Source organism: Streptomyces sp. (genome assembly GCF_035645055.1).
GTDB lineage: Bacteria > Actinomycetota > Actinomycetes > Streptomycetales > Streptomycetaceae > Streptomyces.
Map to the genome: position 1 here is coordinate 14047 of NZ_DASQNH010000002.1, position 13591 is coordinate 27637.

A 13591-nucleotide genomic window follows, 5' to 3' on the forward strand; every position below is an offset into this window, starting at 1 on the left:
AGGATTCACCATGACGCGGGCGCCCCGGCAGCCCTGTGGAGAACTCCGGGCCGCCCGCGGGACTCAGTGCGCGGTCCAGCCGCCGTCGAGGACCAGCGAGGTGCCGGTGACGAAGGACGCCTGCGGCGCGCACAGGTACGCCACCGCCTCCGCGACCTCGGCCGGCTCGATGAGCCGCTTGACGGCGCTGTCCTGGAGCAGCACCTCGGTCAGGACGCGTTCCTCCGGGATGCCGTGGGCCCGCGCCTGGTCGGCGAGCTGCCGCTCCACGAGAGGGGTGCGGACGTAGCCGGGGTTCACGCAGTTGGAGGTGACGCCGTGCGGCGCGCCTTCGAGGGCGGCGGTCTTGGACAGGCCCTCCAGGCCGTGCTTTGCGGCCACGTACGCCGACTTGTACGGCGAGGCGCGCAGCCCGTGCACGGAGGAGATGTTCACGATCCGGCCCCAGCCCTGCCCGTACATGTGCGGCAGGGCGCCCCGGATCAGCCGGAACGGCGCCTCCAGCATCACCGTGAGGACGGTGTGGAAGACGTCGGGCGGGAACTCCTCCAGCGGCCGGACGAGTTGCAGTCCGGCGTTGTTGACGAGGACGTCGGTGCCGGCGGCGACGAGTTCGGCGGCGTCCAGGTCGGTGAGGTCGAGGACATGCGGTTCGACGGTCCCGGCCAGGCCCGCGGCCTGCTCGGTGAGGGCTGCCAGTCCGGCGTCGTCCCGGTCGACCGCTCTGACCTTGGCTCCGGCGGCCGCGAGCCGCAGCGCGCAGGCGCGGCCGATGCCGCCGGCGGCGCCGGTGACGAGGGCGGTGCGGCCGCCCAGGTCGAGCGAGGGGGCACAGGGCCCGGACGGGCCGGGCAGGTCACGGGGCGGGGTCATGTCTCGACCCTAGGCAGCGGCCCTCCCCCGCCCCATGTGGTCATCCACCACAGTTCATTCGAAGGTCATGGGCTCGAACCACGTGGGTGCGTCCGACAGTGCCTGCTTGATCCGCAGCAGCCCGAACTCATTCAGGTCGGGCAGCGCGTCGACCTCGAACCAGCCGACCTCCAGCGACTCGTCGTCGTTGACCCGCGCCTCGCCGCCGACCGCGCGGCAGCGCAGGGTGATGTCCATGTACTGGCAGACGTCGCCGTTCTCGTAGGTGACCGGCTCCAGCGCCTGGACCAGGACGACCCGCTCGGGCACGCAGCGGACGCCGGTCTCCTCGTGGACCTCCCGCACGGCGCAGGCCGCGGGCTGCTCACCCGGGTCGGGGATGCCTCCGAGCACCGACCACTTGCGAGTGTCGACACGGCGGTTGAGCAGGACCCTGCCCTCGTCGTCGAAGACGATCGCGGTGACTCCGGGGAGCCACAGCAACTGGTGTCCGGCGGAGGCCCGCAGGGTGCGGATGAAGTCAGGAATGGCCATGGGCCAGACCCTAACGGGCCATCCGGCGCGCCTCCGGCGGGTTCCCGGGGCGTACAGCGGTCGTACGGCTACACGCCACCCGCGCGCCGCCCGCGCGCCGCCATGGTGGCCGCCCACCCCAGACCGCCCGCGGCGACCAGCAGCAGGGCCAGCTCCGGAACGGTGCCGAGCCGGGTGGCGGGGGTCCGGGAGGAGCGCAGCGGCACCTCCTGCACCAGGGAGTCCGCGACGAACATGCCGGTCTTCTGGGTGATGGTGCCGTCCGGCAGGATGATCGCGCTGACGCCGCTGGTCACCGGCACGGTGACGGTCCGGCTGTGCTCGACCGCGCGGATCCGGGACATGGCGAGCTGCTGGTAGGTCATCTCGCTGCGGTCGAAGGTCGCGTTGTTGCTCGGCACGGAGATCATCTGCGCGCCGTGGGTGACGGTGTCCCGCACGGCCCAGTCGAAGGCCGCCTCGTAGCAGGTGGCGAGGCCGACCTCGGTGCCGTCCAGGGTGAAGACGCCCGGCTCGGAGCCCCGGCTGAAGTCCTGGCGGACCATGGCCGTCCAGTTCTCGTTGATCGCGTCGAGCACGGAGCGCAGCGGCAGATACTCGCCGAAGGGCTGGATCTGCCGTTTGTCGTAGGTGTCGACCGGGCCCTTCTCGGGGTCCCAGAGGATCTGCTCGTTCAGCAGCCTGCCGTCGCGTTCGACGACGCCGCCGACGGAGAGGGGCGCGCCGATCGCCTTGGCGGCGCCGTCGATGACCGCGCGGGCGTCGGCGTTGGCGAAGGGATCGATGTCGGAGGAGTTCTCCGGCCAGAGCACGAAGTCGGGCCGGGTGACCTTCCCGGCCTTCACCTCGGCGGCCAGTCGTTCGGTCTCGCGCGCGTGGTGGTCGAGCACGGCCCGGCGCTGGGCGTTGAAGTCGAGTCCCGCGCGCGGCACGTTGCCCTGGATGACGGCGACGGTGGCGGTGCCGTCCTCGGCCTCGTCGCTGACCAGCGGCAGGGCGGCGAGCGCGGCGAGGGGCGGCGCGGCCAGGCTGAGCAGCGCCGCGACCGCGGCGGGCCGCCGTACCGCGCGGGTGCGGCGCGCGTCCACCGCGAGGCGGACGACCTCGTACAGACCGAAACCGCACAGGACGACCGCGAAACCGAGCACGGGAGTGCCGCCGACCGCGGCGAGCGGCAGGAAGACGCCGTCCGCCTGGCCGAAGGCGATCTTGCCCCAGGGGAAGCCGTGGAAGGGAACGCGCGCGCGTGCCGCCTCACCCGCGACCCAGACCGCCGCCGCCCACACCGGCCAGGCGGGCAGCCGTGACACGGCGGCGACGCCCGCGCCGGCCAGGGCGACGAACAACGCCTCGACGACGACGAGGGCGAGCCACGGTCCGGGGCCGACCTCCACGCCGGTCCACACCAGCAGCGGCAGCAGGAAGCCGAGGCCGAAGAGATAGCCGAGGCCCAGGCCCGCCTTCACACCGCGGCCGCGCAGCACCCAGCCGAAGGCGGCGAAGGCCGGCAGGGCCAGCCACCACAGGGTGCGGGGCGGGAAACTGACGTAGAGCAGAACTCCGGAGAGCGCCGCGGTGGCGGCCGGGACGAGGCGCAGCAGCCGCGCGCCGCGCGGGGCGGGCGCGGTGGCCGGCCGGACGTCGTCCGACTCGTCCACGGAGGTTGCGGTGACGGTCACTCCGGGAGTCTACGGCGGGCTCCCCCGGCGCGGACAGCGCGGTCAGCGGGGCCGCGGGCTCCCCGCCCTCCGGTCCTGGGCCGCGCCCCTCCCCCGCGCACCGGTCCGCCGGACCGCTCCGCCGCATCGTTTCGGCACATCTCCCCCCGACTCATCCACAAACCGCCCATGAGCCGATACCTTGTGCCGGGCCCTTGAGCCGCCCGCCCGTGGCGCGGGCGGCGAACGGGGTCCGTCACAGGTCGGGGGACCGGTTTCGGGGGGACGGATGGGTTCCACGGGGGTGGCGCCCGCGGCCGGACAGGACGCGGACGACGAGAGACGAGACGTTTCCGACGCGGTGGGCGTGGCCGTGCTCGGGGCCTGCGCCGTCTGGTCCCTGATCACGGCGGCGGCGCACGGCGGCCGGCCCGAGGGCGTACTGCTGGCGGTGCTCGCCGTGGCCGCCGGGCACGCCGCCGGCCGGATCTGCGGATCGCTGCTGCCGGTCGCCGCGCCCGGCGCCGCGGCCCTGGCCGGTCTCGGCCTGCTCGTCGCCGTACCGCACCTCGCTCCCGGGCCGCAGCCGAGCGCCCCCCTCGGCCACGCCGGGGCCGCCGCCGCCCTGCTGTCCCTGGCCACCGGCGCCGCCTGCTGCGCCGCCTGGTCGGCCGGCGCCGCCGCGCTCCGGCCGGCACTGGGCGCGCTGGCCGCCGGGATCACGGTGAGCGCCGCGGTCGTGGGCTCGACGACGGGATTCGTCGCCTGTACGGCGGTGCTGCTGGCCTCGTTCGCCGCCGGCCGGGTACGGCACCGGGGACCGGCCCTCGCCGGCCTGGCGCTGATCGCGGTCCTGGTGGCCGGCGGGGCCTGGGCGGTCGCCGGGCGGGTGCTGCCGCCCGGTCCGGCCGCGTTCCTGGAAGGCCCGCTGACCCCGCACCGGATCGGACTCTGGCAGGACGCGCTCGCCCTCGCGCGCGCGGAGGCCGCGCTGGGCGTGGGACCGGGCCGGTTCGGGGAGCTGAGCCGGACGGTGGCCGCGTCACCGCCGTCCGACGGCAAGCCGCACTCGGCACTCCTGCAGCAGGCGGCGGAGCAGGGAGTGGTCGGGGTGCTCCTGCTGGCGGCGGTGTTCTGCTGGATGCTCCACGCGCTGTGGCGCACCGCGCGCCCGACCCCGGTCGCGCTCACCGCGGGCGCGGCGCTCACGGCGCTCGCGGCGATCTCCGCGGTCGGCAACGCCCTCAGCTTCACCGCGGTGACGGCGGGCGCCGGACTGCTCGCGGGGCTGGCCACCGCCCGGCCGCCGGCCGGATAGCCGCCGCCCGGCGAGGGTGTCAGTGCGCCGCGCCGGGCGCGCGCGGGCGCAGCCGGTTCCTGATCACGCGTACGGCCGACTCCGCGTCGTCCACGGTGATGGTGAAGGTGTGGCCGTCCCACAGCCGCAGGATCACGCCCTCGCCGCGCCGTACGACCACGGCGGTGCCCTTCTCGGGACGCCAGCGGTAGCCCCAGCCGCCCCAGTGACGCGGGGTGACGTGCGGCGCGAAGTCTGCGTCCCTCACCTGGGAGAGGGGGATGCGGCGGCGCGGCACGCCGATATGGCCGCAGCGGATCTCCAGGCACTCCTGGTCCACCCGCAGCGCGACGTGCACGAAGGCCAGGGTGCCGAAGAGGACCAGCAGCCCGCCGGCGATGCACCCGACCACGGCCATCACCAGCGGGGCGATGCCGTTGGTCCACGGGTAGTCGACGGCCAGCTCGATGCCGAGGGCCAGACAGGCGGCACCGATGAGCGCCAGCAGCCACTGGACCCGGTTGGTGGCCCGGCCGGTCCAGACATCGGGGTGCGGGGAGCGCGCGTCACGGGGGTCGTCCCTCATGTTTTCGAGGTTACTCAGGTTTCGCTGCGCGGGTGGTCGTCGTGCAGCGTGACTCCTCCGCCCGGACGCACGCGCGCCGTACGAACCGGGGTGCCCCCTCGCTGCGGGCATCCGCCTCGTCGCATCCCGCGCACCCCGGGCGGTCTCGTGACGCCGTACGCACCCCGGGCGCCTCCGCACTCGCGCGGCTCTCCGGTTTCGCCGCGCCGCCTCACAGCACCGGGCTCGTCGCGGGCGCGGGCGCGGGCGCGGGCGTACGGCGGCGGCTTCGCCGGTCAGTGGGCGTCGGCTGCCGGAGCCGGGACGGCCGGGGCGAGCAGGCGTCCCTCGGCGTAGGAGAGCGCGGGTGCGGGCAGCGGGCCCGGGCGTCCGCTCAGCAGGACCGTCACATCGCCGCGGGCGGCCGTCTCCGGGGCGGGGCGGGCGCCGATCCGGCGCAGCGCCTGCGCGGCGACGGCGCCGGCCGAGCCGTGCAGGGCCAGCGGCGGGCGGCCGGGGCGCTGGACGGCGGCGCGGATGCGCTCGGCGACGAGTTCGTAATGGGTGCAGCCCAGGACGACGGTCATGACATCCGCGGGCGTCAGCTCGGCCGCCGCCGCGACGGCCGCGTCGATCGCCGCCTCGTCCGCGTGCTCCACGGCCTCGGCGAGTCCCCAGCACGGCACCTCGGTGACCGGCACCCCGGCCGCGTAGTCCTGGATGAGTCCGCGCTGGTAGGCGCTGCCGGTGGTGGCGGGGGTGGCCCAGATCGCGACCGGGCCGCCGCCGGCCGCGGCGGGCTTGATCGCCGGGACGGTGCCGATCACCGGGATGCCGGGCTCCAGGCGGGAGCGCAGTGCGGGCAGGGCGTGCACGGTGGCGGTGTTGCAGCCGACGATCAGGGCGTCGGGCCCGTGTGCGGCGGCGGCCTCGGCGACGCCGACGGCCCGCTCCGTGAGGTCCTCGGGTGTGCGCGGCCCCCAGGGCATGCCGTCGGGGTCGAGCGAGAGGACCAGATCGGCGTCGGGGCGGAGGCGCCGTACCGCGGCGGTGGCCGCCAGCAGGCCGATTCCTGAGTCCATGAGCGCGATCTTCACCCGGCCACGATAGTCGATGTGCCCGTGCCGCCCGCTCCGGTGGGGCAGACTGCGCTGGTGAGCGCCCTCGCATGGACCGCCGCCGGTTCCCTCGCCGCCTGGCTGTGGCTGCTGCTCGGCCAGGGCTTCTTCTGGCGCACGGACGTGAGACTGCCGCCCCGCCGGGACCCCGCCGACTGGCCGTCCGTCTGCGTGGTCGTACCGGCCCGGGACGAGGCGGCGGTGCTGCCGGTGAGCCTGCCGTCGCTGCTCGGGCAGGACTATCCGGGGCGGGCCGAGGTGTTCCTGGTGGACGACGGCAGTACGGACGGCACCGCGGAGCTGGCTCGGGAGCTGGCGCGGCGGCGGGGCGGGCTGCCGCTGACCGTCGTCTCGCCGGGCGAGCCCCCCGCGGGCTGGACCGGCAAGCTGTGGGCGGTGCGCCACGGTATCGGGGAGGCACGCGCGCGTGCGCCCGAGTACCTGCTGCTGACGGACGCCGACATCGCGCATGCCCCGGACAGTCTGCGCACGCTGGTGGCCGCCGCCCGCACCGGCGGCTTCGACGTGGTGTCGCAGATGGCCCGGCTGCGGGTGGAGAGCTTCTGGGAGCGGCTCGTCGTGCCCGCGTTCGTCTACTTCTTCGCGCAGCTCTATCCGTTCCGGTGGATCGGCCGCCGGGGCGCCCGGACGGCCGCCGCGGCGGGCGGCTGTGTCCTGCTGCGCGCCGAGGCCGCCGGGCGCGCGCGGATCCCGGACGCCATCCGGCACGCCGTCATCGACGACGTGGCCCTCGCGCGGGCCGTGCGCGACAGCGGCGGCCGGCTCTGGCTGGGGCTGGCCGACCGGGTGGACAGCGTGCGCCCGTACCCGGGGCTGCCCGACCTGTGGCGGATGGTCTCGCGCAGCGCCTACGCCCAGCTGCGGCACAGCCCGCCCCTGTTGCTCGGCACGGTCGCCGGGCTGGCCGTCGTCTATCTGGTGCCGCCCGTGGCACTGGCCGCCGGCATCCTCGGCGGCGGCACGGCGGCGGGGGCGCTCGGTGCCGGGGCGTGGCTGATGATGGCGGGGACGTACGTGCCGATGCTCCGCTACTACCGGCAGCCCCTGTGGCTCGCTCCCCTGCTGCCGTTCACCGCGTTCCTCTATCTCCTCATGACGGTGGATTCCGCGGTGCGGCACTACTGGGGGCGCGGTGCGGCCTGGAAGGGCCGCACCTACGCACGTCCGGACGCGGTGCCCGACGAGAGCTGATCACTCCCGCTCGCTCACTTGCGTCCGGGTGTCCAGTTCATGCCCCAGCCGTAGGCCTGGTCGACGGTCCGCTGCGGGCTGACCCCGTGCGCGGGGATCAGGTAGCGCGCCTCGCGCTGGACGATCAGGTCACCGCCGGTGTTGGTGATCAGGGCAAGCGCGCACACCGGGGAGGGGACGGTGCACTCGTCCAGGGAGAAGTCGACGGCGGCGCCGTACTGCGGCTGGAGGGTGACCGTGGCGTTCAGGTCGGCGAAGGAGCGGGCGCCCTCGTAGATGGTGACGAAGACGAGGATGCGCCGAAAGGCGTCCTTGTGGTCGAGGTTGACGGTCAGGTTCTCGCCGGTGGTCACGGCACCGGTGCGGTCGTCGCCGTCGAGGTGGACGTACGGCGGCTGGTGCAGCGCGCCGAAGGCGTTGCCGAGGGCCTGGACGACGCCCTTGCTGCCGTCGGCGAGTTCGTACAGGGCGCACAGGTCGAGGTCGAGGTCGGAGTGCAGGGCGACGGCCCGGCCGAATTTGCCGCCCCACCCCGAGAACTGCTTGCGCGTCTGCCAGTTGAGGTTCACCCGCAGCGCGCCCGAGGTGCCGCCCTGCTTGGTGAGGGACACGGCCGGGGCGGCCTTGGTCAGCGTGACCTTGGTGAGCCGGACGGGCGCGGCGGGCGGCGTGGTGGCCGGTGCGGTCACCGGCGTGGCCTGGGCGGGAGCGGACGGAGGCGGCGACGTGGTGGCCGGCGCCGTCACCGGCGGGGCCGCCGAGGTGGCTGCCGCGGGCGGCGCCGCGTGCTGGGGTTCGTCGACGGTGATGCCGAAGTCGGTGGCCAGGCCCTCCAGTCCGCTGCTGTAACCCTGGCCGACCGCGCGGAACTTCCAGGCGCCCCGGCGGCGGTAGAACTCGCCGAGCACGAAGGCGGTCTCCACCGACGCGTCCGTGCTCGCGAAGCGGGCCACCAGGCCGCCCTGTGCGGCGTCTTTGACCTCGATGGCCAGCTCCGGCACCCGGCCGAAGGTGCCGCCGTCGGCGGAGGCGGCGAGGACCACGGTCTCGACCGCGGGCTCCACGCGCGCGAGGTCGACGTACAGCGTGTCGGTCACCCGGCCGCCGGCCTCCCGCTTGCCCTCGTGGCGGACCGCGCCGGAGGAGTGGGCGGGCTGGTTGTAGAAGACGAGGTCGCCGTCGGAGCGGACCTTCCCGCCGACCAGCAGCAGCGCCGAGGCGTCGGCGTCGGGGACGCCCGGTCCGCCGCGCCAGCCCACCTCGACCCGCAGGGCCGTCGTCGGCACCGCGGTATTCGATCCTTTCGGCATGGACATGTCCGCCCCCCTCGCACGTTCTCCCGGGTTCTCCGCCCACCCAACCTACGGCCCCGCCCCGCGAAGTCCCACAGGGCGTGCGGGACACACCGGCGAACCCCTTTCCGAGTCGTACGAAGATCGGGAAGCAACCGCCGGTAACCCGCCCAGAGCTGAGCTTTTACGCGATCCGAACGCCGCCCGGCGCCCCTTTTCCCCGTGTTCGCTCGCATTGGGGATCCCGCGTCACCCCAGACACGGAAAACAACCCCATTATCGGTCTCCCCAACCAGCACATCGTGGGCTTAACTTATGTGCCATGACCTCCCCCCGCTCCACTTATGGTGGCGGCTACTACTCCGCCTCCTTCCCGGACACTCCGATCTACGACTCCCTCGTCGCCGAGCGGGGCACCCCGCAGATCGCCCCGATCCGGGTCCCCGCCGCTTACGACACGCCGGGCAGCTCGCTGCCCGCGCTGCCGTCGGCACTGCCCGCTCTTCCGGCGGCCCCGTCCCAGCCCGCCTACGGCTACCCGCACCAGCAGCAGCCCGCGCCGCTGCAGCAGGCGGCCGTCCACCAGGCGCCGACGGCCTACATCCCGCAGCAGGCCTCCGCGCCGCGCGGTTATCCGGGTCCGCAGGCCGCTCCCCAGCAGCCGCGCCCGGCCGCCGCGCCCGGCATGGGCTACGAGGCGATGCGCCCCGCGGCGCCGCGCCCGGCGCCCGCCCCCTACCAGGACCCGTACAACAACCAGCAGTACCGCGGCTACTGACCGCCTCCCCGGGCTGTCGGTGCCACCTGGCACGATGGCCCCATGGGGAACGCGGAACTGCAATCGATTCACGTCCATCCGGTCAAGGCGTTCCGGGGCCTGTCGCTCCGGGAAGCCGTGGTGGAGCCCTGGGGGCTGGCCGGAGACCGACGCTGGGTGCTGATCGACGACGGGGGAAAGGTCGTCACGCAACGCCAGCAACCGCGCCTCGCGCTGGCCGCCGCCGAGCTGTTGCCCGGCGGCGGCCTTCGGCTGTCCGCGCCCGGCCTCGACCCGCTGACCGTGTCCGTGCCCGAGCCGGCCGCCACGGTGGCGGTGGAGATCTTCCGCGACGAGGTGGACGGCGTCCCGGCCGACACCGCCGCGCACGCCTGGTGCAGCGCCTACCTGGGCCGCGACGTCCGCCTGGTGCACATGGACGACCCCGCCACCCGCCGCCCCGTCGACCCGGCGTACGCGCTGCCCGGCGAGACGGTGAGCTTCGCCGACGGCTATCCGCTGCTGCTCACCTCGGCGGCCTCCCTCGACGCGCTCAACTCGCTGATAGCCGAGGGCGATCACGCCGCGGAGGGCCCGCTGCCGATGAACCGCTTCCGGCCGAACCTGGTCGTGACCGGCACCGCGCCCTGGGCGGAGGACGACTGGACGCGGCTCGCCGTCGGCGAGGTGGAGTTCCGCGTGGCCAAGCCCTGCGGGCGGTGCGTGGTGACGACGACCGACCAGGCGAGCGCCGAGCGCGGTCGCGAGCCCCTGCTCACCCTGGGCCGGCACCGCCGGATCGGCGGCAAGCTCGTCTTCGGCCAGAATCTGGTGCCGCTCTCCGGCGGCACGGTACGGGTCGGCGACCCCGTGCGGATCCTCGGCTGACGGCAGGACCGCGGGGGCGGGGCCCCGTGCCAGGACCCCGGTGACAGGACCCCGGTGCCAGGACCCCCGTGGCGGGACTCCCGAGGGCGGGACCTCCGGGGCGGGAGCCGCGGGACGGGACCCCGGCGAAGGGATCTCGCCAACTCCCGCCGACGCGCCGAGGCACGGGAACCGCGGTGAAGGGTCCGCACGTTGGGGTGGCGTGAGAACTTCCTAGGACGGGGTTGCCGCGGAGCGGAAGGGGATGCGGTCGTGCGAGCCCTGAGCGGTCTCTGGCGGTGGCGGCACAATCCGCTGCGCCGTCCGACCGATCTCGCCGAGGCCCGGCTGGCGCTGACGGCGCTGCTGCTGACGGTCCTCGCCGCACCCCTGCTCGGCGCCCTCGTCGGCTCCGCCGCCCAGGAGTCCCTGCAACGCTCGGCCCGCGAACAGAGCCTGACCCGCGACCAGGTGACGGCCACCGTGCTCCGCAGACTGGAGCGCGGCCCACTGGAGGCCGATCCCGAGACCGCCACCCGCGACACCCGCACCAGGGTCCTCGCCGGCTGGACCGGGCCCGACGGCAGCGCGCACCGGGGCACCGTCCTGGCGCAGCTGGAGTCGGCGGAGCCCGGCGACCGGTTCCGGGTGTGGACCGATCCGCACGGCCGGCTGGTGACCCGCCCCCTGGACTCCGCCACCGCCACCACGCACGCCGTCCTCGCCGGGTTCGGCGCGGCCCTGCTCACCGCGGGCCTGGTCGAGGCCGGCAGACGGCTGGTCCTGTGGCGCATGGTCAGCCTTCGCTACGCCCGTCTCGACCGCGCCTGGGAGCAGGCAGGACCGGACTGGGGCCGGACCGGCACCGGCAGCTGACCGCCTTCCGGCTCCGGTCAACCCACCGTCCGCGCGCACGCTACGGTGGACCGGCCGACTCTTCGGCAACGACCCGCGTACGACGAGGTGGGGGCACGACAACGCCATGGCACAGGGCACGGTCCAGGTGACGCACACCGGCACGTCGCGGTGGCGGCGCCGCACGGGTGAGTACGCATCGCTCGCCGCCGCCCTGGAGGCCGCGGCCGACGGTGACGTGCTCACCGTCGCCCCCGGCACCTACCGGGAGAACCTCGTCGTCCGCCGCGCGGTGACGCTGCGCGGCCCCGCGGGCTCCCCCGGCTCGGTGCGCATCGCCCCCGTCGACGGGGTGCCGCTGACCGTGCGGTCCTCCGCGGTGGTGCAGGACCTGCATGTCGAGGGCCAGGACGCGGCGGCGCCCGCGCTGTTGGTGGAGGAGGGCGCGCCGGAGCTGGTCGACGTGCGGATCGTCACCCGGTCCGCGGCCGGCATCGAGGTGCGCGGCGGCGCCCGGCCCAGCGTGCGGCGCTGCACCGTCGACAATCCGGCGGGCGTCGGCATCGCCGTGGTGGACGGCGGGGGCGGGGTGTTCGAGGAGTGCGAGGTCGTCGCGGCCGGGCAGGCGGGCGTGGCGGTGCGCGGCGGCGGCCGTCCGCGTCTGGAGCGCTGCCGGGTGCACCACGCGGCCGGTTCGGGCCTGACCGTCACCGGTGACAACTCCGCGCTGGAGGCGGTGGGTTGCGAGGTCTACGAGGTGCGGGGCAGCGGGGTGCAGATCACCGGCCGGGCGACCGCGAACCTCACGGACTGCGATGTGCACCGGACCACCGCGGACGGGGTCACCCTGGACACGGACGCCGTGCTCACCCTGGCCGACTGCCGGATCCACGACATCCCGGAGAACGCGGTCGACCTGCGCTCCCGCTCGGTGCTGACGCTGACCCGCACCAGCGTGCGGCAGTTCGGGCGCAACGGCCTGTCGGTGTGGGACCCGGGCACCCGGGTGGACGCCAACCAGTGCGAGATCTTCGACAGCACCGGTGACTATCCGGCGGTGTGGGTCAGCGACGGCGCGACGGCGGTGCTGGACTCCTGCCGGGTGCATGACGTGCCGGACGCGCTGTTCGTCCTCGACCGGGGCTCCCGCGCGGATGTCGTCGACAGCGACCTGTCCCAGGTGCGCAACACGGCCGTGTCGGTGAGCGACGGCGCGACCGCGCAGCTCGACGACTGCCGGATCCGGGACGCCGCGACGGGTGCCTGGTTCCGTGACCACGGCAGCGGCGGCACCCTCAACAACTGCACGGTGACCGGCACCCAGACCGGTGTGATCGTCACCAAGGGCGCCGACCCCGTGATCGAACGGTGCGCGGTCGACTCGCCCGCGGAAGCGGGCTTCTACGTCTCGGCGGGCGGCCGGGGCAGCTTCCTGGACTGCCGGGTGACGGGCAGCGGCGGCTACGGCTTCCATGTGATCGACGGCTGCCGTACGACGCTGAGGAAGTGCCGTACGGAGCGGTGCGCGCGCGGCGGCTACGAGTTCGCGGACGGCGGTCCCGACGCGGGCGCGGGCACGGGGCCGGTCGTGGAGGACTGCACCAGCGACGAGAGCGCGGGGCTCAGGCCGCCGGTGTCCCGGGAGACCGCCGTGGAGACGGCGACCCGGTCGCCGGGACTGCTGGGCGCGGTCCCCGGCCAGCGGCCGACCCAGCCGGAGCCCGCCCCGGCCGAGCCGCCGGCGCGGACCTCCAAGGCCGTGCTCGGGGAACTGGACGCGCTGGTGGGCCTGGAGAGCGTCAAGCGCGAGGTGCGGGCGCTGACCGACATGATCGAGGTCGGCCGGCGCCGGCAGCGGGCGGGCCTGAAGGCCGCCTCCGTCAAGCGGCATCTGGTCTTCACCGGATCCCCCGGCACCGGCAAGACGACGGTCGCCCGGCTCTACGGCGAGATCCTGGCCTCGCTGGGCGTGCTGGAGAAGGGCCATCTGGTCGAGGTGTCCCGGGTCGACCTGGTCGGCGAGCACATCGGATCCACGGCGATCCGCACCCAGGAGGCCTTCGAACGGGCCCGCGGCGGGGTGCTGTTCATCGACGAGGCGTACGCGCTGTCCCCGGAGGACGCGGGCCGTGACTTCGGCAAGGAGGCCATCGACACCCTGGTGAAGCTGATGGAGGACCACCGCGACGCGGTCGTGGTGATCGTCGCCGGGTACACGGCGGAGATGGAGCGCTTCCTGTCGGTCAACCCCGGCGTCGCCTCCCGCTTCTCCCGCACCATCACCTTCAGCGACTACGGCCCCGAGGAGCTGCTGCGGATCGTGGAGCAGCAGGCGGAGGAGCACGAGTACCGGCTGGCGCCGGGCGCCGCGGAGGCCGTGCTGAAGTACTTCGCGGCGATCCCGAAGGGCCCCGCGTTCGGCAACGGCCGGACCGCGCGGCAGACCTTCGAGGCGATGGTCGAGCGGCACGCCGGCCGGGTCGCGCAGGTCGACGAGCCGAGCACGGAGGATCTGACCCTGCTGTACGCGGAGGACCTGCCGGACCTGCCCTGAGCGGCGTCG

Annotated in this window: 12 protein-coding genes; 6 read left to right on the forward strand and 6 right to left on the reverse strand. The window is 74.7% G+C overall.

All coding sequences use genetic code 11. The annotated features are described in order from the left end of the window. Nucleotides 1-63: 63 nt before the first annotated feature. The 3 genes from VE614_RS01015 to lnt form a co-directional block, all read right to left on the reverse strand. Nucleotides 64-873, reverse strand: a complete 810-nt coding sequence (locus VE614_RS01015) for a 3-hydroxybutyrate dehydrogenase (protein ID WP_324930345.1) — start codon at nt 871-873, stop codon at nt 64-66. Nucleotides 874-927: 54 nt separating this feature from the next. Then, the gene (locus VE614_RS01020) at nt 928-1407 is read right to left on the reverse strand and encodes an NUDIX domain-containing protein (protein ID WP_324930348.1); all 480 of its coding nucleotides are present in this window, start codon (nt 1405-1407) and stop codon (nt 928-930) included. Between the two features lie 68 nt (nt 1408-1475). Beyond that, entirely contained in the window at nt 1476-3086 is a 1611-nt protein-coding gene (lnt, locus tag VE614_RS01025) for an apolipoprotein N-acyltransferase (RefSeq protein WP_324930350.1), read from the reverse strand. Between the two features lie 268 nt (nt 3087-3354). Here lnt and VE614_RS01030 point away from each other — a divergent pair, with 268 nt between their 5' ends. Continuing rightward, complete coding sequence (locus VE614_RS01030) at nt 3355-4383, forward strand: O-antigen ligase family protein (protein ID WP_324930352.1); 1029 nt, start codon at nt 3355-3357, stop codon at nt 4381-4383. A 19-nt stretch (nt 4384-4402) separates the two neighbouring features. Here the strand turns inward: VE614_RS01030 and VE614_RS01035 are convergent, their stop codons facing one another. Both VE614_RS01035 and VE614_RS01040 read right to left on the reverse strand, forming a co-directional pair. Continuing rightward, nucleotides 4403-4948 (reverse strand): hypothetical protein, encoded by a 546-nt coding sequence (locus VE614_RS01035; RefSeq protein ID WP_324930355.1) that lies wholly within the window; start codon nt 4946-4948, stop codon nt 4403-4405. 275 nt (nt 4949-5223) lie between these two features. Continuing rightward, complete coding sequence (locus tag VE614_RS01040) at nt 5224-6024, reverse strand: glutamate racemase (RefSeq protein ID WP_324930358.1); 801 nt, start codon at nt 6022-6024, stop codon at nt 5224-5226. Nucleotides 6025-6081: 57 nt separating this feature from the next. Between VE614_RS01040 and VE614_RS01045 the strand changes: the two genes are divergently transcribed. Next, a complete protein-coding gene (locus VE614_RS01045) occupies nt 6082-7257 on the forward strand; it encodes a glycosyltransferase (RefSeq protein ID WP_324930361.1) in 1176 nt (391 codons plus the stop codon). Between the two features lie 14 nt (nt 7258-7271). Here VE614_RS01045 and VE614_RS01050 read toward each other — a convergent pair whose 3' ends face one another. After that, nucleotides 7272-8567 carry a TerD family protein gene (locus tag VE614_RS01050; RefSeq protein WP_324930491.1) on the reverse strand — a complete coding sequence of 432 codons (1296 nt, stop codon included), beginning with the start codon at nt 8565-8567 and terminating at the stop codon, nt 7272-7274. Nucleotides 8568-8871: 304 nt separating this feature from the next. Here VE614_RS01050 and VE614_RS01055 point away from each other — a divergent pair, with 304 nt between their 5' ends. The 4 genes from VE614_RS01055 (at nt 8872) to VE614_RS01070 (ending at nt 13582) form a co-directional block, all read left to right on the forward strand. Next, the gene (locus VE614_RS01055; RefSeq protein WP_324930364.1) at nt 8872-9327 is read left to right on the forward strand and encodes a DUF6643 family protein; all 456 of its coding nucleotides are present in this window, start codon (nt 8872-8874) and stop codon (nt 9325-9327) included. Nucleotides 9328-9369: 42 nt separating this feature from the next. After that, nucleotides 9370-10194: an MOSC domain-containing protein gene (locus VE614_RS01060; protein WP_324930367.1), complete on the forward strand. Its 825-nt coding sequence runs from the start codon at nt 9370-9372 to the stop codon at nt 10192-10194. Nucleotides 10195-10446: 252 nt separating this feature from the next. Then, nucleotides 10447-11049, forward strand: coding sequence for a hypothetical protein (locus tag VE614_RS01065; RefSeq protein WP_324930370.1), 603 nt, complete (start codon nt 10447-10449; stop codon nt 11047-11049). A gap of 106 nt (nt 11050-11155) precedes the next feature. Beyond that, on the forward strand, nt 11156-13582 hold the full coding sequence (locus tag VE614_RS01070) for a right-handed parallel beta-helix repeat-containing protein (RefSeq protein WP_324930372.1): 2427 nt from the start codon (nt 11156-11158) through the stop codon (nt 13580-13582). Nucleotides 13583-13591 lie beyond the last annotated feature (9 nt).

Bases quoted from the DNA above. Each gene is read 5' to 3' on its own strand.
- VE614_RS01030 (WP_324930352.1), top strand. From the start codon at position 3,355: ATGGGTTCCACGGGGGTGGCGCCCGCGGCCGGACAGGACGCGGACGAC.
- VE614_RS01035 (WP_324930355.1), bottom strand. From the start codon at position 4,948: ATGAGGGACGACCCCCGTGACGCGCGCTCCCCGCACCCCGATGTCTGG.
- VE614_RS01050 (WP_324930491.1), bottom strand. From the start codon at position 8,567: ATGCCGAAAGGATCGAATACCGCGGTGCCGACGACGGCCCTGCGGGTC.
- VE614_RS01020 (WP_324930348.1), bottom strand. From the start codon at position 1,407: ATGGCCATTCCTGACTTCATCCGCACCCTGCGGGCCTCCGCCGGACAC.
- VE614_RS01070 (WP_324930372.1), top strand. From the start codon at position 11,156: ATGGCACAGGGCACGGTCCAGGTGACGCACACCGGCACGTCGCGGTGG.
- VE614_RS01055 (WP_324930364.1), top strand. From the start codon at position 8,872: ATGACCTCCCCCCGCTCCACTTATGGTGGCGGCTACTACTCCGCCTCC.
- VE614_RS01015 (WP_324930345.1), bottom strand. From the start codon at position 873: ATGACCCCGCCCCGTGACCTGCCCGGCCCGTCCGGGCCCTGTGCCCCC.
- VE614_RS01060 (WP_324930367.1), top strand. From the start codon at position 9,370: ATGGGGAACGCGGAACTGCAATCGATTCACGTCCATCCGGTCAAGGCG.